Source organism: Actinomycetospora sp. ABD4_176 (assembly GCF_056311855.1).
In genome coordinates, this window is sequence record NZ_CM149974.1 from 2,282,824 (window position 1) to 2,306,845 (window position 24,022).

Genomic DNA, 24,022 nt, shown 5'->3' on the forward strand with positions numbered 1-24,022 from the left:
TCAGTAGGAGGGGACGAGCGGGCGGTCGTCGGTGTCGTCGGCCTCGGTCACGGGGGCGGGGTCGTCACCGGCCGTGCGGGCCACGCGCAGCACCAGCCGGACCCAGACGACGGCGAGCACGCCGTAGACCAGGGCGAACCCGGCCAACGAGGCCGCGATCTCGGGGGCCGTCAGGCCCGGGGACACGCCGTCGGCGGTCCGGAACAGCCCGAACACGAGCCAGGGCTGGCGGGCGGTCTCGGTGAACAGCCAGCCGGCGGTCGCCGCGAGGGCCGGCAGCACGGGCACGGTCCACAGCAGGCGCAGCAGCCACCGGTCGGCGAGCCCGGACCAGCTCGGGCCCGGCGTCAGCTCGCCCCCGCGGCGCGTCCGCCACAGCACCCACGCCGCGACCATCGTCGCCAGCACGCCGAAGCCGATCATGAACCGGAAGCTCCAGTACGCCATCGGCACGACCGGGACGTAGTCGCCGGGGCCGAACTGCGCGACGTACTGCTTCTGCAGGTCGTCGATGCCCGCCACGGTGGCCGTCGGGTCGCCGGTGGCGAGGAACGAGAGCAGCCACGGCACGTCGAGCGAGAAGAACGGCTCCTTCTCACCGGGCGCGCCCACGGCGAACAGGGAGAACGGCGCGCCGGCCTGCGTGGCGTAGAGGGCCTCGGCCGCCGCCATCTTCATGGGCTGGACCTGGGTCATCACCTTGCCGAGCAGGTCACCGGTGAGCGCGACCAGCGTCCCGCCGGCGAGCGTCGTCCACGCCCCGACGCGGGTGAACAGGCGCCACCGGCCGTCCGGGTCGCCACGGCGGGCCCGCCAGGCGCCGATCGCGAGCAGCAGCGCACCGCCGCCGGCGAAGGCCCCGGCGATGGTGTGCGGGAAGGCGGCGAGGACGACCTGGTTGGTCAGCAGGTCGGAGAAGCTGCCCAGCCGCGCCCGCCCCGTCTCCGGGTCGAGCGTGTAGGCCACCGGGTTCTGCATGAACGCGTTGGCGGCGAGGATGACGTAGGCGGAGATCAGGGTGCCGACGGCGACGATCCAGATGGTCGCGAGGTGCACCCGGCGCGGCAGCCGGTCGGCGCCGAACCACCACAGCCCCAGGAACGTCGCCTCGAGGAAGAAGGCGAGCATCCCCTCGATCGCGAGCGTCGGGCCGAACACGTCGCCGTAGAAGCGGGCGAAGGCCGACCAGGACAGTCCGAACTGGAACTCCTGGACCAGCCCGGTGACGATCCCGACCGCGAACGTGATCATCAGCAGCTTGCCGGCGACGAGCGTGAGGCGCTGCCACCGCGGGTCGGCGGGCCGGCGGTACGCCTGCGTCTGCAGCAGCGCCGTCAGCGTCGCGAGCGAGATCGAGAGCGGGACGAACAGGTAGTGGTACACCGTCACGACGGCGAACTGCAGTCGGGACAGCTCCAGGGCGGTCATCGTCGACCCTCCTACCTACGACGCTACGTCGTATCTACGACCCAGCGTAGTACGACGGGTTGCGTTGGCAAGGGGATCGCCGTCTAGGATGTGTGACGTGGCCTTGGGTGAGCTGGAGCGCGCGGTGATGGCGCAGCTGTGGGCCGCTCCCGGCCCACTGACCGTCCGCGAGGTGCACGACCGGCTCGATCGCGAGCTCGCGTACACCACCGTGATGACGGTCCTCGGACGCCTCGCCAAGAAGGGCGTGGTCCGCCAGGAGCGCGACGGGAAGGCCTACCGCTACGCGGCGGCCTCGACCCGCGAGCAGCTCGCGGCGTCGCTCATGCTCGATGCGCTCGGCGACGTCGGCGAGGACCGGACCGCCGCGCTGGTGGCGTTCGTCGACCGCGTGGGCCCCGAGGAGGCGGCCGCGCTGCGCGCCGCGCTGCAGGCCGCGCCCGCCCCGGCGGGCCTCCCCGAGGTGCCGGCGCCGCGCACCGACGGGGAAGAACGCGGCCCCGAGTCGTGATCTAGACCCCACCGGCCCAGACTGGTCGACCATGGCCTCGGTGTGGCTGGCCGTGCTGGCCCTCGTGCTGGCCGGCCCCGTCCCGTCCGCGCTCGCGCGCGCCCGGTGGCCCCAGCGCGTGCCCCGGGCCGCCATCGTCCTGTGGCAGGCCATCGCGCTCGCGGCGGTGCTCGCCGCCGTCGGCAGCGCCCTCGCCGCCCCCGAGGAGCTCCTGCGCGCCCTCGGGCCCGAGCAGCGGCGCGGCACGGCGATGGTGGTCGCCGTCGCCGTCGCCGCGGTCCTCGCCGGGCTCATCGTGCTGCGCCTGCTCGGCGTGCTGGTGCTGCTCGCGGTGCGGACCCGGCGACGACGGGCGCGCCACCGGGACATGGTCGACCTGCTCGACCGCGCCGAGCGCAGCGCCCTCGTCGGCGGGGCGGGCGCGAAGACCGTGCTGCGGGTGCTCGACGGCGCGGTGCCCTTCGCCTACTGCGTGCCCGGGCGGGCGCCGCGGGTGGTGGTCACCGAGGCCGCCCTCGACACGCTCGACGACGACGAGCTGCGCGCCGTCCTCGCCCACGAGCAGGCCCACCTCGACGCCCGCCACGACCTGGTGCGCGAGGGCTTCGTCGCCCTCCACCAGGCGTTCCCGGTGCTCGTGCGCAGCCGGCAGGCCCGCGACGCCGTCGGCCTGCTGCTGGAGATGCTCGCCGACGACGCCGGCCGCACCCGCTGCTCGGACACCGCGATGGCCGGCGCGCTCGAGGCGTTCCTCGCCACCGGCGACACCGAGGTCGGTGCGCGCCTCGAGCGCGTCCGGGCCCGGCGCTGCGGCGGCCGTGCCCTCGCGGCCGGGACCTACCTCGCCGCCGCCGCGGTCGTCGTCGTGCCGACCGTCGGCATCGTCATCCCCTGGCTGTCGGTGGCCCTGCCCGCCGCCGGCGTCCTGCGCTGACGGAAGCAGCGAACGCGCCGTTCGTGCGCGTAGAAGCAGCGACCAGCGCGTTCGCTGCGACTGCCACGGACCTCAGCCGCGCACCGACGCCACGACCTCGTCGGCGGCGGCGTAGGGGTCGAGCTCGCCGGCGACGACCCGCTCCGCCAGCTCGCCCAGCGCCGCCCCGGGTCCGTGGTCGCCCGACAGCTCGCGAATGCGCGCCCGCAGGTCGGCCAGCGCGATCGCCTCGATCTCCGCGCGCGCCCGGCGCCGGGGCCCCTCGGCGAGGCGGTCGTGGTCGGCCATCCAGGCGCGGTGGTCGTCGAGGGCGGCGACGAGCTCGTCGATCCCCTGCCCCGTCGCGGCCACCGTGCGCACGAACGGCGGGCGCCACGACGGCCCCGACACCTCGCGGCGGTTCAGCGACACCATGTGCGCCAGCTCGCGCACCGTGGCGTCGGCGCCGTCGCGGTCGGCCTTGTTGACCGCGAACACGTCGGCGACCTCGAGGATCCCCGCCTTGGCCGCCTGGACGCCGTCACCCATCCCGGGGGCGAGGAGCACGACCGTCGTGTCGGCCAGGGCCACGACCTCGACCTCCGACTGGCCCACCCCCACCGTCTCGACCAGGACCACGTCGCACCCGGCGGCGTCGAGCACCCGCAGCGCCTGGGGCGTCGCGGCCGCGAGCCCGCCGAGGTGCCCGCGCGTGGCCATCGACCGGATGAACACGCCGGGGTCGGTGGCGTGCTCGCCCATGCGCACCCGGTCGCCGAGCAGCGCGCCGCCGGAGAACGGCGAGCTGGGGTCGACGGCGAGGACACCGACGCGCCGGCCGTCGGCCCGCAGGGCCGTGACCAGCGCGGACGTCGTCGTCGACTTCCCCACCCCGGGCGAGCCGGTGAGCCCGACGACCCGCGCCCGCCCGGTGTACGGGGCCAGGGCGGCGGCGAGCTCGCGCAGGCGCGGACTGCCGTCCTCCACCAGGGAGATCAGGCGGGCCACCGCGCGCGGCACGCCCTCCCGCGCGTCGGCGACGAGCCGGTCCAGGTCCACGGCGCGCGAGGTTACCGACCGGTGCGACCGTGGCCGGCCGAGACGGTCCCCGCGACTGCACGGTATCCCAAGCGTGCGCTGCGTCACTGGGGGAACACTTCGATTCAGACCGTTACCCTGCCCGCCATGGCATCCGACGGGGCAGGCCGGCTGGCCGGCAGCGGCATCACCACCATCGACCACGTGGGGATCGCGGTGCCGGATCTCGACGAGGCGATCGCGTGGTACGCCGAGAACCTCGGCCTGGTCGCCACCCACCAGGAGACCAACGACGAGCAGGGCGTGCGCGAGGCGATGCTGCACGCGCCCGGTGACGACGCCGGCCCCGCGGTCCAGCTGCTGGCGCCGCTGTCGGAGTCGTCGACGATCGCGAAGTTCATCGACCGCAACGGTCCCGGCCTGCAGCAGGTGGCCTACCGGGTCACCGACGTCGAGGCCAGCGCCGAGGCCCTGCGCGCCCGGGGCCTGCGGCTGCTCTACGACGCCCCGCGGCGGGGCACCGCGGGGTCGCGCGTGAACTTCGTGCACCCCAAGGACGCCGGCGGGGTGCTCGTCGAGCTCGTCGAGCCCGCCACCGAGCCCGCATCCCCCTAGTCGGTCGACACCGTCACACCCCGGTCCCCGTGGCCGTTACCGGTCGGTAGCCTCGCGCCACCGCACCAGACCCGGAGGCAAGAAGTGCAGGACATCCGCGACGCCATCCTCGCCGACGACACCGCCGCCCTGGCCGGGCTCTCGGTCCCCGAGTCGTACAAGGGGATCACCGTGCACGCCGACGAGGCCGACATGTTCGAGGGGATGGCCTCGCGGGAGAAGGACCCGCGCAAGTCGCTGCACCTCGACGACGTCCCCACCCCGGAGGTGGCCCCGGGCGAGGCGCTGGTGGCCGTCATGGCCAGCGCCATCAACTACAACACCGTCTGGACCTCGATCTTCGAGCCGGTCTCGACGTTCAGCTTCCTCAAGCGCTACGGGAAGGTCTCACCGCTGGCGAAGCGGCACGACCTGCCCTACCACGTGGTCGGCTCGGACCTCGCCGGCGTCGTGCTCAAGACCGGCGAGGGCGTCCAGATGTGGAAGCCCGGCGACAAGGTCGTCGCGCACTGCCTGTCGGTCGAGCTCGAGGCCCCCCAGGGCCACGACGACACGATGATGGACCCCGAGCAGCGCATCTGGGGCTTCGAGACCAACTTCGGCGGCCTGGCCGAGCTGGCGCTGGTCAAGACCAACCAGCTCATGCCGAAGCCGGACCACCTCTCGTGGGAGGAGGCCGCCTCCCCGGGCCTGGTCAACTCCACGGCCTACCGGCAGCTCGTCTCCCCGCACGGCGCGAACATGACCCAGGGCGACGTCGTGCTCATCTGGGGCGCCTCGGGCGGCCTCGGCTCCTACGCCACCCAGTTCGCCCTCAACGGCGGAGCGACGCCGGTGTGCGTGGTCTCCAGCCCCGAGAAGGCCGAGATCTGCCGGAAGATGGGCGCCGAGCTGATCATCGACCGTTCGGAGGAGGGCTACAAGTTCTGGTCCGACCCCGAGACGCAGGACCCGCGCGAGTGGAAGCGGTTCGGCCAGCGCATCCGCGAGCTGACCGGCGGCGACGACCCGGACATCGTCTTCGAGCACCCGGGCCGTGAGACCTTCGGCGCCAGCGTCTACGTCGCCAAGCGCGGCGGCACGATCGTCACCTGCGCGTCGACCTCGGGCTTCATGCACCAGTACGACAACCGCTACCTGTGGATGAACCTCAAGCGGATCATCGGGTCGCACTTCGCCAACTACAAGGAGGCCTACCTGGCCAACCGCCTCGTGGCGAAGGGCCAGATCCACCCGACGGTCTCGCGCGTCTACCCGCTGCACGAGACCGGCGAGGCCGCCAACGACGTGCACCACAACAGCCACCAGGGCAAGGTCGGCGTGCTGTGCCTCGCGCCCGAGGAGGGCCTCGGCGTCACCGACACGGCCAAGCGCGAGCAGCACCTCGACGGCATCAACCGCTTCCGCGGGGTGTGATGGTGACCACCGGAGCGTGCCGGGGTTCGGTAGTCAGCGCGACGGAGGAGCGCTGGCTGCCGAACGCCTTGGCACGACAGGCGAGTGCTCACCCGTCCGTGGTTGGCCCCCGGTCCCGCCGGTACCGTGAGCCGCATGCCCTCTGACGAGCACGAACTGTTGCCGCTGGGGACCGGCTTCGACGTCGTGCGCCGCGGTTACGACCGCGGTCAGGTCGAGGAGCACCTCGACCGCGTCGAGGCGGACCTGCGCATCCTCACCGCCGACCGGGACGCCGCCGTGCACCAGGCGACCGAGCTCGCGCGGGCGCTCGACCACCACCGGGCGCACGTCGAGGACCTCCGCGCGCAGGTCGACCGCCTCTCCGCGCCGCCGGACACCATGGAGGGGCTCTCCGAGCGCCTCCAGCGGATGCTGCGCCTGGCGCAGGACGAGACGCGCGCGATGCGCGAGGAGGCCGCGGACGCCGCGCGCCGGGTCCGCGAGGACGCCGACGAGTACGCCCGCCGCACGCGCCACAGCGCCGACGACCACGCCCGCCGCACCGTCGAGCAGGCCGACGAGCACGCCCGCGCCACGGTCGCCGACGCCGAGGAGCGCGCCCGCCGCACGGTCGAGGACGCCGAGGAGCAGGCCCGCGCCACGCTCGACGAGGCCCACCGCCAGGCCCGCGAGGTCCACGAGCAGGCCGAGAGCGAGGCCGCCGAGGCCCGCACGCGCTACGACGGCGGGATCGCCGACAACGACGAGCGGCGCCGCCACATGGAGGACGAGCACCGCCGCGTGATGGAGGAGGCGCGCGGCGAGGCCGCTCGCCTGCGCCAGGAGTCCGAGCGGGAGCGCGAGCGGCTCGACGCCGAGGGCCGCGCGACCCGCGAGCAGGTCGAGCACGACTTCGCGGTCGCGATGGCGGCGCGCCGGCGCGAGGCGATGCGCCAGCTCGAGGCCGACGAGCACGTCTCGAAGGAGCGCGCCGAGAAGCACGTCCAGGACGCGGCCGAGGAGGCCCGCCGTCGCCTGCGCGAGGCCGACGCCGAGGTCGCCGAGATGCGGCGCCTGCGCGACCGTGTGGGCCAGCAGCTCGCCACGCTGCGCGCGGCGCTGGGCGCGCTGCCCACGATGGACGCCTTCCCCGAGGAGGGCAGCGGCGCCGACGGGCGCCCCGTCCTGCCCGAGCCGCCGGCGACGGGGAACGACACCGGGAGCGGTCACGGCGGCGGCGCCACGAACGGCACCGACCTGGGCGGCGCCAGCGCACCCGAGCAGCGCCGGGCCGCTCCCACGCGCTAGGAGCGGCCCCTCAGGAGCGGCGGGCCCGGCGCCAGCACCCCGTGTGCCAGTGGCGGCGCTCGACCGTACCCTCCGGCTCATCGGAGGGCCACGCCACCACATGCGGCGTGCCCGGCGGGATGTCCTGGTGGCAGCCCGGGCAGACGTAGGTCTTCGTCGCCGCCGTCCCGCTGATCGAGCGCACGGTCCAGCCGTCCTCGTCGCGCACCCAGCCGCCCCGCAGCGGCGGGGGCGCCGGTGCGGGGCGGGAGGAGGGCGAGGGACGCCGGGAGCGGCGGGGCACGCCTACTTCTTCTGGTAGTCCCGGAAGCCCTGGCCGGTCTTGCGGCCGAGACGTCCCGCGGTGACCAGGTGCTCGAGCAGGGGCGCGGGCGCGAAGCCCGGGACGCGGAACTCCTGGTAGAGCGAGCGCTCGATGGCCAGCGACACGTCGAGGCCCACGACGTCGAGCAGCGCGAACGGCCCCATGGGCAGTCCGCAGCCGTTCTTCATGGCCGAGTCGATGTCGTCGGCGCCCGCGTAGTTCGCCTCGAGCATGGCGACGGCGTCGTTGAGATACGGGAAGAGCAGCGCGTTGACGATGAAGCCCGCCCGGTCCCCGCAGAGCACCGGGTGCTTGCCGATCCTCGCGGTGACCGCCCGCACCGTCGCGGTGACGTCCGGCGCCGTGGTGATCGGGCTGACGATCTCGACGAGCTTCATCACCGACGCCGGGTTGAAGAAGTGCATGCCGACGACGTCGTCGGGGCGCTGGGTGGCCGCCGCGCACTCCACGACCGGCAGCGACGAGGTGGTCGTCGCGAGGATCGCGCCGGGCTTGACGACGTCGTCGAGCGCGCCGAACACGGCCTGCTTGACCTCGAGGTCCTCGGCGACGGCCTCGACGACGAGGTCGCAGCCCGCGAGGTCGTCGAAGCTCGTGGTCGGGCGCACGCGCGCCAGGGTCTGGTCGCGCGCCTCCTCGGACAGCTTGCCCTTGACGACGGCCTTCTCGAGCGACTTGCGGATGCCGGCGACCACGCCCTCGCCCTTGGCCTCGGTGCGCGCGCGGACGACGACGTCGTGGCCGGACTTCGCGAAGACCTCGGCGATGCCCGTGGCCATCGTGCCCGTGCCGACGACGCCGACGGTCTGCACCGGGCGCTGCCCGTCGCCCTCCTCCCCCGGGGGCGGCGGGGTGAGGGTGTCGGCGACGACCTCGGGCGAGCCGGGGGCGGCGTAGGTGTAGAAGCCGCGCCCGGACTTCCGGCCCAGCAGCCCGGCGGTGATCATCTGCTTGAGGATCGGCGCCGGCGCGTGCCGCTGGTTGCGCGACTGCCGGTACATCGTGTCGAGGATCTCGTAGGCCGTGTCGAGCCCGATGAGGTCCACCAGGGCCAGCGGGCCCATGGGGTAGCCGCAGCCGTAGCGCATGGCGGCGTCGAGGTCCTCGCGGCCGGCGTAGTGGGACTCGAACATCCCGACGGCCTGGTTGAGGTAGGTGAAGAGCAGGTTGTTGGCGATGAAGCCGGCGCGGTCGCCGCACACCACCGGGCTCTTGCCCAGCGTCACGGCCAGGTCGGTGACGTCGGCGAGCACCTCGGGGTCGGTGACGACGGTGCGCACGACCTCGACGAGCTTCTGCACCGGCGCGGGGTTGAAGAAGTGCATGCCGACGACCTGGTGCGGGCGCTCGGTGCGCACCGACAGCTCGGTGATCGACAGCGAGGAGGTGTTCGACGCGAAGATCGTCTCCGGGCCGCACACCTTGCTCAGCGCCGCGAACACCTCCGCCTTGAGCTCGAGGCGCTCGGGCACGGCCTCGACGACGAGGTCCACGTCGGCGAGGTCGTCGAGGTTCGTGGTGACCCGCACGCGTCCGAGCAGCGCCTCGCGGTCGTCGGCGGCCATCTTGGCGCGGTCGACGGCGCGCTGGGTCGAGGCCTCGAGGGTCTCGCGGCCGTGGGCGGCCGACGCCTCGTCGACCTCCACCGCGACGACCTCGATGCCGCCCCGGGCGAACACCTCGACGATCCCGGCCCCCATCGTGCCGAGACCGACCACTCCGACCCGGGCGAATTCGCGCGCCACGTCGTGCCCTTCCTGCCGACGACCATGTGCCGAGCAGGCTCCCACCTGCCCCGGGCCGCGATCCTGCCATGGAGGGCGGCGTCTCACCCGGGTCCGACGGAGGGGTTCGTACCCGCCGGTAACTGGACCGTTCCGGTAGGCCGCGCTCAGCGCCGGGCGAGCGCCACCGCCGCCAGCTCGTCGGCCGGGACACGGTCGTCGGGGCTGCGGGGGTTCCAGCGGGCGACGGCGACCCCGTCGCGCACCACCGCGTCGCCCCCGAGCTGGCGGGTGTCCTCCACGGGCGCTCCGCTCGCGGCGCCCCGCCGGCCCCGCCGGGCGGCACGCAGGTAGATCGCGAGCGTGCCGGGCGAGTAGACGCGCCACCACGGCGCCCGCCCGAGGCCGAGACCGCGGTAGAGGCGGCGCTCGGTGTCGGCGAGGAAGCGGCCGCGCCACCCGAGGTGCCCGGCCAGCGGCGCGAGGGCCTCGGGCGGGCTGAAGCCGACCGCGACGGCCTCGACCGGCGACCCCGCCAGCGCGTCCTGCACCCGGACCAGGTGCTCCTGACAGGGCAGTCAATACCGGTGGCGGATGGCGGTCAGCACCACCGGCGCGTCCCGCCCCAGCCCGCCCAGCGCCACCGGGTCGCCGGTGCGGGCGTCGGGCAGGACGATGCCATGGAGGTCGACCGGACGGTCGTCGCGACGGGGCACGGTGCGATCGTGCCGGGATCGGAGGTCGGGTGCACCGCAGGACGTCTCTCGTCGACCTGCTCGTCGTCGGGGGCGGCACGGCCGGACTCGTCGCCGCGCGCACGGCGGCCCGGCTCGGGGCGCGGGTCGTGCTGGTCGAGCGCGCCCGCACCGGCGGGGACTGCCTGTGGACCGGCTGCGTGCCCTCCAAGGCGTTCCTCGCGGCCGCCGCGCACGCCCACGCCTCCCGGGACGGGGCGCGGTTCGGGGTCCGCACCGGGGAGCCGCAGGTCGATCTCGCCGCCGTCATGGCCCACGTGCACCGGGCGCGCGAGCGCATCGCCCCGGTCGACTCCGTCGCGTCGCTGGAGGCCGACGGCGTCGAGGTGCGGACGGGCACGCTGCGCTTCACCGGGCCGGGTCACGCCGCCCTCGCCGACGGGACCCCGCTGCGCTTCCGCCGCGCGGTGATCGCCACCGGTGCGGACCCGGTGGTGCCGGCGATCCCCGGGCTGGCCGACGCCGCACCGCTGACCACCGACTCCGTGTGGGACCTCGGCGGGCCGGTGCCCTCGCTGGTGGTGCTCGGTGCCGGGCCCATCGGCTGCGAGCTCGGGCAGGGCTTCGCGCGCCTCGGTACGTCGGTCACGCTCGTCGAGGCGGCCGACCGCGTGCTGCCCGCCGAGGAGCCCGCGGCCTCGACCCGCCTGGCCGCGGCGCTCGCCCGCGACGGGGTGGACCTCCGCACCGGCCGCCGTGCCACGGCGGTGCACCGGGCGGGGCGGGGGTGGGAGGTCGAGCTCGACGACGGCGCCCGGGTCCGGGGCGCGCGGGTCCTGGTGGCCCTCGGGCGGGCGCCCGCGACCGCGGACCTGGGCCTCGACGACCTCGGCGTCACGCGGACGTCCACCGGTCACGTCGTCGTGGACGACCGGCTGCGCACGAGCGCGGCGGGGGTCTTCGCGGCCGGCGACGTCGTCGGCGACCTGCCCGCGGGCGGTGCCCGGCTGTCGCGGCCGTTCACCCACGTCGCCGGGGTCCACGGCAGCGTCGCGGCGACCAACGCGGTGCTCGCCCCGCTGCGCCGCGTCGACCACCGCGCGATGCCCCGCGTGACCTACACCGACCCGGAGGTCGCCCACGTCGGGCTCACCGAGGAGCAGGCCCGGGAGACCGCGCCGGACGTGCGGGTGCGCACCCTCGGGCACGGTGAGGTGGACCGGGCCGTGACCGAGGACGACACCGCCGGGATCACCCACGTCGTGCTCGACGGACGCGGCCGGGTGCTCGGCGCCACCGTCGTCGGCCCCCGCGCCGGGGAGGTGCTCACCGAGCTCACGGCCCTCGTCGCGCGCCGGGGGCGGCTGCGCGAGCTCGCCGGTGTCACCCACCCCTACCCGGGGTGGGGCGACGCGGTGTGGAACGCCGCCCTCGCCGAGCTGGGCGCCACCCTCGCGAGGCCGGGGGCGCGGCGGACGGCGCGCCTCGGGGTGCTCGCGCGGCGGCTCAGCGGGCCGGCCCGCGCAGCCGGCGGGCGACGAGCACACCACCGACGGTGAGCGCGAGGAACCCGCCCGCCGCGAGGAGGAACGCCGGGGACGTCGGGTCGTCGGCGGTGCCGCCGGCCACCACGAGGGCGACGACGCCGGGCACGATCCCCACCGCGGTGCCCGCGAGGTAGGGGCGCACGCCCACCGCCGTGGCCGCCGCGCCGTAGTTGACCAGCACGAAGCCGAAGAGCGGGATCAGCCGGACGACGAGCACGGCCACGAACGACCGGCGCGGCGTGCGGGTCAGGAAGCGGTCCAGCCGCTCGAGGCGCTCGCCCGCGAGCGCCTCCACCGCCGGCCGCGAGAGCACCCGCCCGACCGCGAACGAGCCGCCCGCGCCGAGCATCGCCCCCGTCCACACCACCACGACCCCGGCGATGGGCCCGAAGAGGACGCCGGCGACGGCGGACAGCAGCGAGACCGGCAGAAGGGCCATGGTGGCGAGCGCGTAGACCACCACGAACGCGACCGCCCCCGCCGGCCCGAGCCCCGCGACCCACGCGCGGGTGTCCGCGACCAGCGAGCTCCCCCGCGTCGCGGCCAGCACGCCCGCCGCGACCAGCAGCACGACGAACAGCCCGAGCCGTGGCCAGGGCGAGCGCAGGACCCGCACCCAGCGGGCGTCCTCCGCGGGCACCGTGGGGCCGGTCACCGGTCGCGCTCCACGAGGGGCAGCAGGCGGCGCAGCGCGGCGTTCTCGTCCGGGTCGAGCACCGCGTGCTGCACGCAGGCCGGCACGATCGTTCCGTCCTCGGGGTGGGCCATCGCGTAGTGGCACGCCGCGAGGCGTTCCTGGGTCGCCCGCACCCGCGGGTCCTCGGCGGTCTCCCCGCGCTGCGTCAGTGCCCACGCCGGGGCGACGTCGGCGGCGTCCATGAAGCTGTGCATGACGAACGTGAGCGGCCGCGGGCGGTGGCGCAGCCACCGCGCCGGGCCGACGCGGCGGCCGAGGCGCGCGAGCCAGCCGGCCGTCACGGCGACCACCGCGGGGTGGCGGGCCACGACCCGCGCCAGCCGCGCCGCGAGCAGCGCCGGGGGCACCCCGGTGAAGGTGACCGGCCCGAGGTACCGGAAGAATGCGTCGCGCACGGCGAGGTCGCGCGGGTCGTCGCCGTCGAGCAGGGGGAACCACCGGTCCCCGAAGCGCACGCCGTAGGCGACGCGGTTGCAGCGCACGTCCCCGTGCTCGAACAGCGTCGGGTCCAGGCGGGCGCCGGCGCCGGCCTCGATCCGCGCCCACACCGCGTCGGCGTCGTGGTCGCGGAAGTCCTCGCGCCAGCGCCGGTCGTCGCCCACGAACGCGGCGGGCTGGAACGAGAGCATGCCGAAGCCCAGCGGCAGGCAGTCGCGCACCACGTCGGGCACCTGCTCGAGGTTGGCCGGCGTGACGGTCATGTTGTGCGCGACGAACGAGCGCACCCCGTGGCGGCGCAGCGCGCCGACCGCCTCGAGGAAGCGCCGCCGGTAGGGGGTCAGCGAGCGCTCGTCCGGCGGCCTCGGGATGCCGCGCCGCCCGTACATCAGGGAGTCCACGTGCACCGCGAACGACAGCCGCCGGAAGCGGCGCCGCCCGTCCGGGCCGAGGGCGATCCGGCGCAGGTGGTCGGGGTCGACGTCGCCGTGGGTCATGCTCATCGGCTCCCGGCCGTGCCGGCGCATGATCTCCAGCGCGGCGGCGTGGTCGTCGGGGTCGAGCAGCGTCACCTCCCCGCCGATGAGCTGGGCGTGCGCGACCGGGCCGCGCACCCGCTCGAAGTGCGCCATCTGCGCCTCGACCTGCTCGAGGGTGTGCGCGCCGTCGACGCGCACCCGGTTGGCGTCGCGGGAGTGGTAGCAGGGCGTGCAGGCGAGGTCGCAGCGCGGGAAGACGCCGTGGGTGCCCTCGCACCCGACGGCGTGCCGCCCGAGCACCTGGCCGGGGGTCCGGGCGGTGGCGGGCAGCTCGGCCCACCGCCGCGCCAGCGCGTCGGCGAAGGCGGGGTCGACCGGCCGCAGCCGGCGACGGAGGCCACCGCGGGGCGCGGTGTACCGGCGGCGGATCTCCTCGGGCGGGACGCCCCGGAAGTACAGCAGCTTGCACCACTGCATCCGCACGATCATGCGCAGCGTGCCGTGCTCGGCGAAGCGACGGGCCGAGGCGACGCACGGCGGGTCGAGCACCACGACCCGCCCCCGGCCGCGCAGCCGCCGGCTGATCTCGAGGTCCTCCATGAGCACGAGGCCGGCGAACCCGCCGACCGCGTCGAAGTGCTCGCGGCGCACGAACATCGCCTGGTCGCCGAACACCCAGCCCAGCCGCCGCGCCCGCGCGTTCGAGGTCCACTCCAGCCAGCGCAGCGCTGGTCCGCCCCGGTCGAAGCGCAGCCGGAAGCCGCCGCCGACGACGCCCGGGTCGGCCAGCGCCGCGGACATCGCGGCCAGCGAGGCCGGATCGGGACGGGTGTCGGCGTGCACGAACCACAGCACGTCCCCCGCGGCGGCCGCCGCGCCCGCGTCGGCCTGCGCGCCCCGGCCCGCCGGCGCGTGCACGACCGTGGCCCGCGGGCGCGCCAGCTCCACGGTGCGGTCGGTGCTGCCGCCGTCGGCCACCACGATCTCGCACTCCTCGAAGTGCTCCTGCAGGTGGTCGAGCAGGCCGACGATGCGCTCCTGTTCGTCGAGCACCGGGACGACCACGGACACGCTCACGCGCCCACCGCCGCGTAGGCGCCCAGCACCTCGTCGACCTGGACGTAGCCGGTGCGCAGCAGGAAAGCGCTCGAGCGGCCGTAGGACTTCATCCCGAGGACGAAGAAGTCCGGCTCCGGGCTGCGGAGCACGTCGACGCCCGGCGCCGGCGCGGCGAGGCAGTCGGCCGGGCCGTCCCCGGCCGCCGCGAGCAGCGAGGCGGCGAGGTTCATCGGCGCCCCCGTGGCGTAGCACTCGTGGACCTGCAGCTCGCGGTAGAGCCCGGTGTCGCCGGTGTAGCCGGTCAGCGCCACCACCCGGTCGACGCGGACCTCCTCGGCCGGTCCCGCCCCCGCCACCAGGGTGGCGACGACGCGCTCACCCTCGGGGCGCAGTGCGCTGACCACGGTCCCCGTGCGGACGGCGACCGGGCCGGCCCCGCGGCGGGCGGCCTCGGCGTGGTCGACGAGGGCCTGGCGGGAGGGCAGCGTGTCGTCGGGGATCGCGCCCCAGTCCGGGTCCTCGTCGCGCACCGCCCACACCACACGGGCGCCGGGGACGCCCGCCAGGTCGCGGGCCGCGGTCTGCGCGGACTTCCCCGCCCCGACCAGCAGCGTCGTCCCCGACCAGTCGCCAATCCCGACGTCGGGGACCGTCCGCACGATCCGGTCCGCGCAGGCGGCCTCGCCCGGGGCGGGCAGACCACCGTCGCCGAGCGGGTTCCCGCGGCCGTAGCTGCCGGTGGTGTCGAGGACGAGGTCGGCGGTCTCGGTCCACTCGGTGCCGACCGTCCCGACGGCGCCGGCGAGCAGCAGCCGCAACGGCGTGGCCGCGCGCTCCGGTGTCCCGATCTGCTCGTGCTTGAGCCGTCCGGAACGGGCCACACCGAGCACGCGCACGCCGGTCCGGACGACGTCGGGGCCCAGCGCGGCGGCGACCGGCTCGAGGAGCCGGTCGGCGAGCTCGTGCCCGGTCGGCGCCGCGTCCGTGGCGTGCGGGACACCGGTCACCGCGGCCCGCATGCGCGCCGAGGCGTTCATCGACCACGGCGTGAACAGCCGCACGTGCCCCCACCGACGCACGTTCTCCGCGACCCGCGGCGCGGCCTCGTAGACGGTCACGTCGTGACCGTCGGCGACCCCGGCCAGGGCGGCGTCCAGACCGATCGGCCCGGCACCGAGCACGGCGATCCGCACGGCCCTCACACCGCGCACTGGTAGATCGTCGGCAGCGACCCGTCCCGCCGGCGCATCTCGAGGAAGCGCTCGACGACGCGGCGCTTGGCCTCGGCCATCGGTACCTCGGGACCGGCGAGGTGCATGTCGGGGCTGGTCGCGACGTCCGCGCCCGCGGGGTGCCAGTGCCAGCCGTCGGTGGTGACGGTGAGCTCGGGGACCGTGTCGTCCTCGCCGATCGCCATGCCCTCGTCCGAGTGGCCCCGGGCGATCAGCGGGCGCACCGCCACCCGCTCCGGCGGCACCCCGTGCCCGGCGAGCAGGGTGCGCAGGGCGTCGCCCTGCCCGGCGTTGTGCTCGGTCTCGGTCATCCCCACCCGCACCGGCAGCCCGAGCGAGACGGCCAGGTCGAGGCCCTCCATCGCGCGCGCCCACGACCCGCGCCCGCGCAGCACGTCGTGGGAGGCCGCGTCGGCGCCGTCGAGCGAGGTCTGCAGCGTGAGCCGGGCCCGACCCGCGAGGCGCTCGAGCTGCTCGCGGCGCCGCCCGCGGTAGAGCATCGCGTTGGTCAGGCAGACCACGTCGAGGCACTCGGTGGCCTCGAGCAGCATGTCGACGAGGTCACCGGCGAGGAACGGCTCCCCGCCGGTGACGTAGAGCTCGGTGAAGCCCTCGGCGACGGCGTCGGCGACCAGCGCGGAGAAGCGCTCGCGGTCCATCCGCCGGGCTCGCGCCCGCGGCGAGGAGGCCACCGAGCAGTACGTGCACGCGAGGTTGCAGTCGAAGTTCGTGTAGAGCCAGAGCCGCGGCGGGAAGAGCGCCGAGCCGAACAGGGGCATCACGGGACGCCCGTCGTCGGGCACCACGGGCCCGTCCCCCCACGAGGTGGACCCGCCGTCGAAGGCGGGCATCGCCGACTTGTAGAGCTGGAACCGGCCCCGGGAGCGCTCGACGGGCGGCAGGATCTCCAGGCACGTCGTCAGCCACCCGGTCTCGACCGACTCGGCGAACGCCTCGGGGAGCCCGGCCGCCCGGATCGACGCCGCCTGGGCGCGCCAGTCGTAGTCCAGGCGCACCAGCGTCGCGCTGGCGGTGCCGTCGCCGAGGTCGAGCAGCGCGTACCAGACGTGCGTGCCGCCGTCGTTGGCCGGACGACCGAGGACGCCGACGTTGACCACCAGGGTCTCGCCGCCGTCGGAGCGGGTGACGCGACGGCTCCAGGGCAGCCCGGAGTGCGTGCAGCACACGACGTCCGCGCCGGAGGCGTCGACGCGCAGCCGGTGGGCGTCGGGGTCGAGCGACTCCCACCAGAAGTCGTTGACCGCGAGCGTCGAGCCGTGCACGAGGTGGACGTCGACGCCGTCGACGGTCTCGCGGTGCTCGGTCGGCAGCGTTTGCATCCAGGCCGCGAACGCCGGGGAGGTGTTGGCGAACGTGTAGTCGTAGGCGATCTGGGCGAACGCGTTGTCCGCGTCGTCGGCGTAGCCGCACCCGCAGTCGGTCTGCCCGGAGCCGATCGCGACCTCGTAGTTGCCCGCCAGGCACTCGACGCCGTTCTCGCGCAGCAGCGGGAACACCGCCTCGGGCTCCGCGCCGTAGGCCCCGAAGTCGCCCAGGCAGACCAGACGCTCCGCACCGCGGGCCCGGGCGTCGGCGAGGAACGCCCGCAGTGCGTAGGGGTTGGAGTAGATGCCACCGCAGAGGGCGATCCGGGTCACCGGCGTCTCCCGCGCTCGAGGACGATCGGTCGTGCACCGCCCATCGTGCCCGTGGTCGCGTGTGGGCGCCGCGTGGCGGCCGCGATCACCCCGCGTCGACGGGCCTGGTCCCCCGGCGCGCCCCGCTCGGCGGAGCCGCGGTCGGCGTGCGGCCGGCGAGGAGCGTGCCCCCGACGAGGGCCGCGAGGACGAACGCGCCGGCCGCGACGCCGAATCCCGCCGCGATCCCGGACGGGGCGGCGGTGCGGCCCGGCAGGTCGGCGTCGGCGGCGATGACCACCGCGCCGATCACCGCGACGCCGAGGGTGCCGCCGAGCTGGCGGACCGTCTGGACCACGCCCGAGGCCTGGGTGCGCTCGGTGACCCCGACGCGGGAGAGCGCGTCGGTGTTGGTCGGCGAGAGGGTCAGGCCGAGACCGAGGCCGACCAGCGCCATCCCCGGGGTCTGCAGGGCGTAGTCCAGTCCGGGCAGCGCGAGCAGCCACGCGACCGTGCCGACGCCGCAGAGCACGAGACCGGTGAGCACCGGCCCGCGCACGCCGGCCCGGTCGTACCAGCGGCCGCCGACCTGCGCGGCCAGCGTCAGCGGCAGGATCAGCGGCAGCACGGCGAGCCCGGCCGACATCGGCCCGAACCCGAGCAGCTCCTGGAGGTAGATCGAGCTGTAGAGCACGAGCCCGAGCAGCCCGAACTGGACGAGCCCCATGACGACCGCCGCGCCGGTGAAGCCCCGGTCGGTGAACAGCCGCACGTGGATGAGGGGGTCGCTCGCCCGGACCTGCCGGACGACGAACCACGCCGTCGCCCCGACCCCGGCGGTGAGCAGGGCCAGGACCCCCGGGTCCGGGCCGACGGCGCCGGCGGCCTGGATCGCGAACGTCGTCGCGGCGAGACCCGCGACGACCAGCACGACGTCCAGGGGCCGCACGACCGTGCCGGGGACCCGCGCGGCGGGGACCGGGGCGATCGCCACGAGCACGAGGGTGGCGATCCCGACCGGCACGTTGAGGAAGAACACCGCCCGCCAGGACACGTACTCGGTGAGCAGCCCCCCGATCAGCGGCCCGAGCGCCACGAACACCTGGCTGATGCCCGCGAAGATCGCCATGGCACGCCCGCGCTCGCCGGGTCGGAACGCCGCGATGACGATCGCCGCCGACACCGGCACCATCAGCGCCGCGCCCGCCCCCTGCAGCGTCCGGCAGGCGATGATCACCGCCTCCCCCGCGGGCCCCGCCGGCGCGAGCCCGCAGCCCACGGACGCGAGGAAGAACAGGGTCACCCCGGACCGGAACGCCCGCCGCGGGCCGAGCAGGTCGGCGGCCTTCCCGCCCAGCGCGACCAGCGCCGCGAGGGCGAGCACGTAGGCGTTGACCACCCACTGCTGGGCGGCGGGGTCCAGCGACAGCTCCCGGCCCATCGTGGGCAGCGCGACCGACACCACGGTCTGGTCGAGCATGATCATCGATAGCGAGCCGGTCATGGCGACCAGCACGAGCCACCGCTTCGGGTCCCCGCCGGGCGCGCTCACCGGTCGCGCCCGCGCAGCTTCCAGCCGACCACCGCCGGCGTGTGGATCTCGGTCACGGACCGAGCCTGCCCGACGGCGGCACCGCGCCGGTAGATCGAGTCCCGTGATCGGGTGGCGGCGGAGCGTCAGCGCTGGCCGCGTCGCCCGTACAGCACGCTGACCAGCCCGGCGAGCACCTTGACGACCCAGCCGGGCCGGTCGAAGGTCATGACGTTGACGCTGCGGAAGCGGCGCTCGGAGATCGCCAGCGGGCGGGTGAACTCGCGGAGCCCGTCGACGCCGTGGATGCGCCCGAACCCGGAGTCGCCGACGCCGCCGAACGGCAGCGACGGGATGCCGGCGAAGGCGATGACGCCGTTGACCGACACCATCCCGACGCGCAGCCGCCGCGCGATGTCGTGCCCGCGTGCCCTCGCGAACACCGAGGCGCCGAGCCCGTAGCGCGAGGCGTTGGCGCGCTCGACGGCCTCGTCGATGTCGCGGACCCGGTTGACGACGACCGTCGGCCCGAACGTCTCGTCGGTGACCGCCGAGGAGTCCTCGGGGACGTCGGCGAGCACGACGGGGTCGACGTAGGGGGCCCGCACCGACTCGCGGCCGCCGACGACCGCGCGGGCGCCGCGGGTCAGGGCGTCGTCGATCTGGCCGGAGATGACGCCGAGCTGGGAGGGCATGGTGATCGGGCCGTACTGGGAGTCCGGCGCCCCGCCCGGGCGCACCTGCGCGGCGCGCGAGGCGACCCGGTCGAGCAGCTCCTCGGCCACCGCGTCCACCACGTACACGCGCTCGACGCCGACGCAGGTCTGGCCCGCGTTGGACATCGAGCCCCACACCACGGCCGCCGCGGCGTCGTCGAGGTCGGCGTCGGCGTCCACGAGCAGCGCGTCCTTGCCGCCGCACTCGGCGAGCACCGGGGTCAGCGTCTCCGCGCAGGTCGCCATGACCTTCTTCGCCGTGGCCGTCGAGCCCGTGAACGCGACCTTGTCGACGCCCGCCCGGCACAGCGCGGCGCCGGTCTCGCCCTCGCCGGTGACCAGCTGGAACACCGCGTCCTCACCGACCGCCTCGGCGAAGGTGTCGACCAGCCACTGCCCGACCCCCGGGGTGAGCTCGCTGGGCTTGAACACGACGGTGTTGCCGGCCGCGAGCGCGTAGGCGATCGAGCCCATCGGCGTGAAGACCGGGTAGTTCCAGGGCCCGAGCACGCCCACCACGCCGAGCGCCGGGTACTCCACGGTGGCCTTGTGGTTGATCATCAGCAGGCCGGCGGCGGCGTTGCGCGGCCCGAGCACCTTCTCCGCGTGCGTGGCGGCCCAGTGCAGGTGATCGAGCGCGAGGATGCCCTCGATGCGCGCGTCGTCCATCGGCTTGCCGGTCTCGCGGCTGACGACCGCGGCGAGCTCGTCGCGACGGCGGTCGATGAGCTGGCGCCACGCGGCGAGCTTGTGCGAGCGGCCCCGGAACCCGAGGTCGGTCCACCACCGCGCGGCCCGCCGGGCCCGGGCGACCTTCTCCTCGACCTGCGCGGGCGTGTGCCGCGGGTACGAGGCGATGACCTCGCCGGAGCGGGGGTCCAGGGAGTCGAAGGTGTCCTGCTCGCCGGCGTCCTGGCTCGTCGCGGGCACCGTGGCCGCGTCGCGGGTGCTCGTCATGCGTGGAGGCTACGGGTCAGTAGCGGTCAGGCGCGACTGTCTCGTTCGTGCCAGCGAAGTGCCGTCGCTGACACCCAGTGTCCGTATCGGTACTTCGATCACCCGAGGGCCGCGCGGACCCGGTCGGCGGTGGCGTCGAGGCGCCCCCGGTCCGGCCGGGTCCAGGCCGCGAGCAGGCGCAGGCCGTCGCCGCGGCGGCGAGGGATGACGTGCAGATGGACGTGCCACACGGTCTGCCAGGCCACCGCGCCGTCGGCGAGCAGCAGGTTCACCCCGTCGGCGAGCCCTGCGGCGCGCAGCCCCGCCGCCACCCGCCGCGCCAGCGACCACACCGCCGCGCCGTCGCCGTCGTCGAGGTCCGCCAGCCCGCGCGCGTGCGCCCGCGGCACGACCAGGACGTGGCCCCTGGTCAGCGGCTGCAGGTCGAGGAACGCCACCGCCCGGTCGGACGTCGCGACGAGGCTCGCCTCGCCCCGGCCCTCGACGATCCGGCAGAAGACGCACTCGCCGTCGACCTCGGCGGGCAGGTGCCGGCGCACCCGCCCCAGCCGGCGGCCGAGGGCGCGCCGCAGACGCGGGAGCATCAGAACAGCCGGAACTCGTCGACCTCGGCGCCGCGCAGGGTGTCGTAGTCGAGCGTGACGCAGCGGATGCCGCGGTCGGTCGCGAGCGTCCGGGCCTGCGGCTTGATCTGCTGCGCGGCGAACACCCCGGCCACGGGCGTGAGCAGCGGGTCCCGGTTGAGGAGCTCGAGGTAGCGGGTCAGCTGCTCGACGCCGTCGATCTCGCCGCGGCGCTTGATCTCCACGGCCACCGACGCGCCGCGGTCGTCGCGGCAGAGCAGGTCGACCGGCCCGATCGCGGTGGGGTACTCGCGGCGCACGAGCGTCCAGCCCTCCCCCAGCGTCGTGACGTGCGCGGCGAGCAGCTCCTGCAGGTGGGCCTCGACGCCGTCCTTGACCAGTCCGGGATCGACGCCGAGCTCGTGGCTGGAGTCGTGCTGGATCTCCTCGAGGGTGATCGTCAGCGTCTCGTCGGCCTTGTTGCGCACGGTCCACACGCTCTCGGCCTCTCCCGTCGCCCCGCTCGCCCCGGGCGCCTCGGTGAGCCAGCACGGCGGGCTCATCCAGTTCAGCGGCTTGTAGGCCCGGTCGTCGGCGTGGACGCTGACCGACCCGTCCGCCTTGACCAGCAGCAGCCGCAGCGCGCTGGGCAGGTGCGCGGTCAGGCGGCCGTCGTAGTCGACCGTGCACCGGGCGATGACGAGACGCACGGCGCCGAGCGTAGGAGGGCAGGATGCGGCGCCGTGGAGCACCCCGTGACCACCAGCAGCCGCGAGGTCTACGCCAACCCCTGGATGGTCCTGCGCGAGGACACCTTCCGCCGCCCCGACGGGTCCGACGGGCTGTACGGCGTGATCGACAAGCCGGACTACGCGCTGGTCGTGGCCCTCGACGGGGACCGCCTGGCCATGGTCGAGCAGTACCGCTACCCGATCGGGCTGCGGCGCTGGGAGTTCGTCCAGGGCACCGCTCCCGACCGCGCGCCGATGCCCGCCCGGGAGCTCGCCGAGCGCGAGCTCGCCGAGGAGACCGGCCTGACCGCGGCCACCTGGACCTACCTCGGGCTGCTCGACGTCGCGCCCGGCGTGTCCTCGCAGCGCGGGCGGGCGTTCCTCGCCACCGACCTCACCGCCGGCGAGCCCGACCGCGAGGACACCGAGGCCGACATGCGCTTCGCCTGGGTCACGCGCGCGGAGTTCGAGGACCGCGTGCGCGCCGGCGAGATCACCGACGCCCAGACGCTCGCCGCCTACGCCCTGCTGCTCCTCCGGTCGCCGTGACGGGGAGTGGATCGCCGGTGGGCGGGCACAGTGGGGGCATGGCGTTGGTTCGGCTCGGTCCGCTGTCGGTGCCCACGCCCGGCGAGGTGGTCGGCTGGGTCGGGGAGGTCGTCGACGTCGGGGCCCGCCTGCCCGGGCGGGTGGACGCGCTGCTCGACGAGGTCACGCGGCTGGTCGGCGTGCTCGGGCAGCTCGCCGACCGGGTCGACGGCCTGGTCGACCGCGCGGACGGCATCGTCGGGCGCGTCGACGGGGTCATGGAGCGCGTGGACGGCGTGCTCGGCGAGACCCGGCGGATCACCGAGGGCGCGAACGAGGTCGTCTCCTCGGCGCGCAGCATCACCAGCGGCGCCGAGGAGGTCGTGGGCTCCGCGCGCTCGATCACCGCCGGCGCCGAGGAGGTCGTGGGCTCCGCCCGCAAGATCACGACAGGTGCCGACGAGGTGGTCAGCTCGGCGCGCGGCATCACGAGCGGGGCCAGCGAGGTCGTCGAGTCCGCGCGGCGCATCACCTCCGGCGCGGACGAGGTGGTCGGCTCGGCGCGGTCGATCACCGCGGGCGCCGACGAGGTCGTCACCTCGGCGCGGTCGATCACCGCGGGCGCCGACGAGGTCGTCACGTCGGCGCGCTCGATCACCAGCGGGGCGAGCGAGGTCGTCGACTCCGCCCGCAGCATCACCAGCGGCGCCGACGGCGTCGTCGGCGACGCCCGGGAGATCACCTCGGGCGCCCGGGAGATCGTCGAGGGCGCGGGCGCCACGAGCCGCTCGGCGCAGGAGCTGCTCGACCTCTACCGCCCGATGCTCGAGCAGGGCGCGCCGCTCGCGGGGCGGTTCATCGACGAGCTGAGCCCGGAGGAGGTCGACGCGGCGATCAAGCTCGTGGACCAGATGCCGCAGCTCACCGAGCACATGGTGTCCGACATCATGCCGATCCTCGCGACCCTCGACCGCGTCGGTCCGGACCTGCACGAGCTGCTCGACGTCACCAAGGAGCTGCGCCAGGCGATCGACGGCATCCCGGGCTTCTCGTTCCTCAAGCGCCGCGGCTCGCGCGGCGACGACGAGGAGGAGCCCGAGGGCTGAACCGCCCCGATCAGCTGCCCGCGGCCCGGCGCACGATCGCGGCGACCTCGGCCGGCTGCGACACCGCCGCCGAGTGCCCGGCGTCGAGGTGCACGACGGTGCCGGCGCGCCCGGCCATCGCCTCCTGGGCGAACGGCGGGATGGCCGCGTCCCGGTCGCACACGACGTAGGTGGTCGGCACGTCGTGCCAGGCGGCGCGGGTCAGCGGCTGCTCGGTGGCGGCCCGGCTCAGGAGCCCCAGGCGCCCGGCGGCCTCCCTCGCCGTCGCCTCGTCGAGGTCGTTGGAGAAGACCTCCTCCGGCGTCCGCGCGACGATGTGGGTCTCGTGGACCTCCCACCAGGGCGGCGGGGTCCCGCCCACCGCGCCGAGCAGCGACTCGCCGGCGTCGAGCATGAACGAGCACAGGTAGACGATGTGGGCGACCGACTCCCCGGCGGCCTCGCTCACGGGCTGGCCGCCGTAGGAGTGCGCGACCACGACGACCGGTCCGTCGATCGCCTCCAGCGCCGCCCGCACCGTCTCGGCGTCCGCGTGCAGGTCGCCCAGCGCGTCGGGGTCGGACCGGCAGCTGGGCAGGTCGACCGTGCGTACGTCGAAGCCGTCGAGCTCGACCCGCAGCGGGTCCCAGAACCAGGAGCCGTGCCAGGCGCCGTGGACGAGGAGCAGGGTGGGCTGACGGTCCGAGGTCTGGGGCATCGGTGCCTCCGGGTCGCCGACGGCACCCGGACCGGGGTCGCCGGGTGCTCGCGACGGTGAGCGTGGCGTCTCCGGCCTCGTCCCGGGTCCCTGCTTCCACCCATCGGGAGCACGCTCAGCCCGGGATCACCGCCTGCGCCTGCGTCGTG

At 75.3% G+C, this 24,022-nt stretch carries 23 protein-coding genes; 8 read left to right on the plus strand and 15 right to left on the minus strand.

What is annotated here, in order from left to right:
• Entirely contained in the window at positions 1-1,428 is a 1,428-nt protein-coding gene (locus ACYX4T_RS11035) for a cytochrome ubiquinol oxidase subunit I (protein ID WP_476014562.1), read from the minus strand.
• A gap of 88 nt (positions 1,429-1,516) precedes the next feature.
• Here ACYX4T_RS11035 and ACYX4T_RS11040 point away from each other — a divergent pair, with 88 nt between their 5' ends.
• Together ACYX4T_RS11040 and ACYX4T_RS11045 are read left to right on the plus strand one after the other, a co-directional pair.
• Positions 1,517-1,939: a BlaI/MecI/CopY family transcriptional regulator gene (locus ACYX4T_RS11040; protein ID WP_476014563.1), complete on the plus strand. Its 423-nt coding sequence runs from the start codon at positions 1,517-1,519 to the stop codon at positions 1,937-1,939.
• A gap of 31 nt (positions 1,940-1,970) precedes the next feature.
• Positions 1,971-2,873 (plus strand): M56 family metallopeptidase, encoded by a 903-nt coding sequence (locus tag ACYX4T_RS11045; protein ID WP_476014564.1) that lies wholly within the window; start codon positions 1,971-1,973, stop codon positions 2,871-2,873.
• Between the two features lie 72 nt (positions 2,874-2,945).
• Here ACYX4T_RS11045 and meaB read toward each other — a convergent pair whose 3' ends face one another.
• Positions 2,946-3,911, minus strand: coding sequence for a methylmalonyl Co-A mutase-associated GTPase MeaB (meaB, locus tag ACYX4T_RS11050; protein WP_476014565.1), 966 nt, complete (start codon positions 3,909-3,911; stop codon positions 2,946-2,948).
• A 126-nt stretch (positions 3,912-4,037) separates the two neighbouring features.
• On the opposite strand from meaB, the gene mce reads away from it, so the two are divergent.
• The 3 genes from mce (at position 4,038) to ACYX4T_RS11065 (ending at position 7,211) form a co-directional block, all read left to right on the plus strand.
• Positions 4,038-4,505, plus strand: a complete 468-nt coding sequence (mce, locus tag ACYX4T_RS11055; RefSeq protein WP_476014566.1) for a methylmalonyl-CoA epimerase — start codon at positions 4,038-4,040, stop codon at positions 4,503-4,505.
• Between the two features lie 84 nt (positions 4,506-4,589).
• Positions 4,590-5,921 carry a crotonyl-CoA carboxylase/reductase gene (ccrA, locus tag ACYX4T_RS11060; protein ID WP_476014567.1) on the plus strand — a complete coding sequence of 444 codons (1,332 nt, stop codon included), beginning with the start codon at positions 4,590-4,592 and terminating at the stop codon, positions 5,919-5,921.
• Between the two features lie 135 nt (positions 5,922-6,056).
• The gene (locus ACYX4T_RS11065; protein ID WP_476014568.1) at positions 6,057-7,211 is read left to right on the plus strand and encodes a DivIVA domain-containing protein; all 1,155 of its coding nucleotides are present in this window, start codon (positions 6,057-6,059) and stop codon (positions 7,209-7,211) included.
• A gap of 10 nt (positions 7,212-7,221) precedes the next feature.
• Here the strand turns inward: ACYX4T_RS11065 and ACYX4T_RS11070 are convergent, their stop codons facing one another.
• The 4 genes from ACYX4T_RS11070 to ACYX4T_RS11085 all read right to left on the minus strand — a co-directional run bounded on the left by ACYX4T_RS11070 (position 7,222) and on the right by ACYX4T_RS11085 (position 9,976).
• A complete protein-coding gene (locus ACYX4T_RS11070; protein WP_476014569.1) occupies positions 7,222-7,494 on the minus strand; it encodes a hypothetical protein in 273 nt (90 codons plus the stop codon).
• A gap of 2 nt (positions 7,495-7,496) precedes the next feature.
• A complete protein-coding gene (locus ACYX4T_RS11075) occupies positions 7,497-9,281 on the minus strand; it encodes a 3-hydroxyacyl-CoA dehydrogenase family protein (protein WP_476014570.1) in 1,785 nt (594 codons plus the stop codon).
• A 146-nt stretch (positions 9,282-9,427) separates the two neighbouring features.
• Positions 9,428-9,811, minus strand: a complete 384-nt coding sequence (locus tag ACYX4T_RS11080) for an AhpC/TSA family protein (protein ID WP_476014571.1) — start codon at positions 9,809-9,811, stop codon at positions 9,428-9,430.
• A 27-nt stretch (positions 9,812-9,838) separates the two neighbouring features.
• Positions 9,839-9,976 (minus strand): hypothetical protein, encoded by a 138-nt coding sequence (locus tag ACYX4T_RS11085; protein ID WP_476014572.1) that lies wholly within the window; start codon positions 9,974-9,976, stop codon positions 9,839-9,841.
• Positions 9,977-10,005: 29 nt separating this feature from the next.
• On the opposite strand from ACYX4T_RS11085, the gene ACYX4T_RS11090 reads away from it, so the two are divergent.
• The gene (locus tag ACYX4T_RS11090) at positions 10,006-11,514 is read left to right on the plus strand and encodes a dihydrolipoyl dehydrogenase family protein (RefSeq protein WP_476014573.1); all 1,509 of its coding nucleotides are present in this window, start codon (positions 10,006-10,008) and stop codon (positions 11,512-11,514) included.
• On the opposite strand, the gene ACYX4T_RS11095 is transcribed toward ACYX4T_RS11090, so the two are convergent.
• The 8 genes from ACYX4T_RS11095 to nucS form a co-directional block, all read right to left on the minus strand.
• Complete coding sequence (locus ACYX4T_RS11095) at positions 11,462-12,157, minus strand: TVP38/TMEM64 family protein (protein ID WP_476014574.1); 696 nt, start codon at positions 12,155-12,157, stop codon at positions 11,462-11,464. The genes ACYX4T_RS11090 and ACYX4T_RS11095 overlap by 53 nt on opposite strands.
• Entirely contained in the window at positions 12,154-14,193 is a 2,040-nt protein-coding gene (locus ACYX4T_RS11100) for a TIGR04283 family arsenosugar biosynthesis glycosyltransferase (protein WP_476014575.1), read from the minus strand. The genes ACYX4T_RS11095 and ACYX4T_RS11100 overlap by 4 nt, the downstream gene beginning before the upstream one ends.
• Positions 14,190-15,377 carry an NAD(P)/FAD-dependent oxidoreductase gene (locus tag ACYX4T_RS11105; RefSeq protein WP_476014576.1) on the minus strand — a complete coding sequence of 396 codons (1,188 nt, stop codon included), beginning with the start codon at positions 15,375-15,377 and terminating at the stop codon, positions 14,190-14,192. Before ACYX4T_RS11105 ends, ACYX4T_RS11100 begins: the two co-directional genes overlap by 4 nt.
• The gene (locus ACYX4T_RS11110) at positions 15,374-17,065 is read right to left on the minus strand and encodes a radical SAM protein (RefSeq protein ID WP_476014577.1); all 1,692 of its coding nucleotides are present in this window, start codon (positions 17,063-17,065) and stop codon (positions 15,374-15,376) included. The genes ACYX4T_RS11105 and ACYX4T_RS11110 overlap by 4 nt, the downstream gene beginning before the upstream one ends.
• 85 nt (positions 17,066-17,150) lie before the next feature.
• Positions 17,151-18,596, minus strand: a complete 1,446-nt coding sequence (locus ACYX4T_RS11115; RefSeq protein ID WP_476014578.1) for an MFS transporter — start codon at positions 18,594-18,596, stop codon at positions 17,151-17,153.
• 125 nt (positions 18,597-18,721) lie between these two features.
• The gene (locus ACYX4T_RS11120) at positions 18,722-20,248 is read right to left on the minus strand and encodes an aldehyde dehydrogenase family protein (protein ID WP_476014579.1); all 1,527 of its coding nucleotides are present in this window, start codon (positions 20,246-20,248) and stop codon (positions 18,722-18,724) included.
• A 98-nt stretch (positions 20,249-20,346) separates the two neighbouring features.
• Positions 20,347-20,832, minus strand: a complete 486-nt coding sequence (locus ACYX4T_RS11125; RefSeq protein ID WP_476014580.1) for an HIT family protein — start codon at positions 20,830-20,832, stop codon at positions 20,347-20,349.
• A complete protein-coding gene (gene nucS / locus ACYX4T_RS11130; RefSeq protein ID WP_476014581.1) occupies positions 20,832-21,521 on the minus strand; it encodes an endonuclease NucS in 690 nt (229 codons plus the stop codon). Before nucS ends, ACYX4T_RS11125 begins: the two co-directional genes overlap by 1 nt.
• A gap of 84 nt (positions 21,522-21,605) precedes the next feature.
• On the opposite strand from nucS, the gene ACYX4T_RS11135 reads away from it, so the two are divergent.
• Positions 21,606-22,091, plus strand: coding sequence for an NUDIX domain-containing protein (locus tag ACYX4T_RS11135; protein ID WP_476015241.1), 486 nt, complete (start codon positions 21,606-21,608; stop codon positions 22,089-22,091).
• Between the two features lie 38 nt (positions 22,092-22,129).
• Positions 22,130-23,176, plus strand: coding sequence for a methyl-accepting chemotaxis protein (locus ACYX4T_RS11140; RefSeq protein ID WP_476014582.1), 1,047 nt, complete (start codon positions 22,130-22,132; stop codon positions 23,174-23,176).
• Between the two features lie 10 nt (positions 23,177-23,186).
• Here ACYX4T_RS11140 and ACYX4T_RS11145 read toward each other — a convergent pair whose 3' ends face one another.
• Positions 23,187-23,873 carry an alpha/beta hydrolase gene (locus ACYX4T_RS11145; RefSeq protein WP_476014583.1) on the minus strand — a complete coding sequence of 229 codons (687 nt, stop codon included), beginning with the start codon at positions 23,871-23,873 and terminating at the stop codon, positions 23,187-23,189.
• Positions 23,874-24,022: the final 149 nt, after the last annotated feature.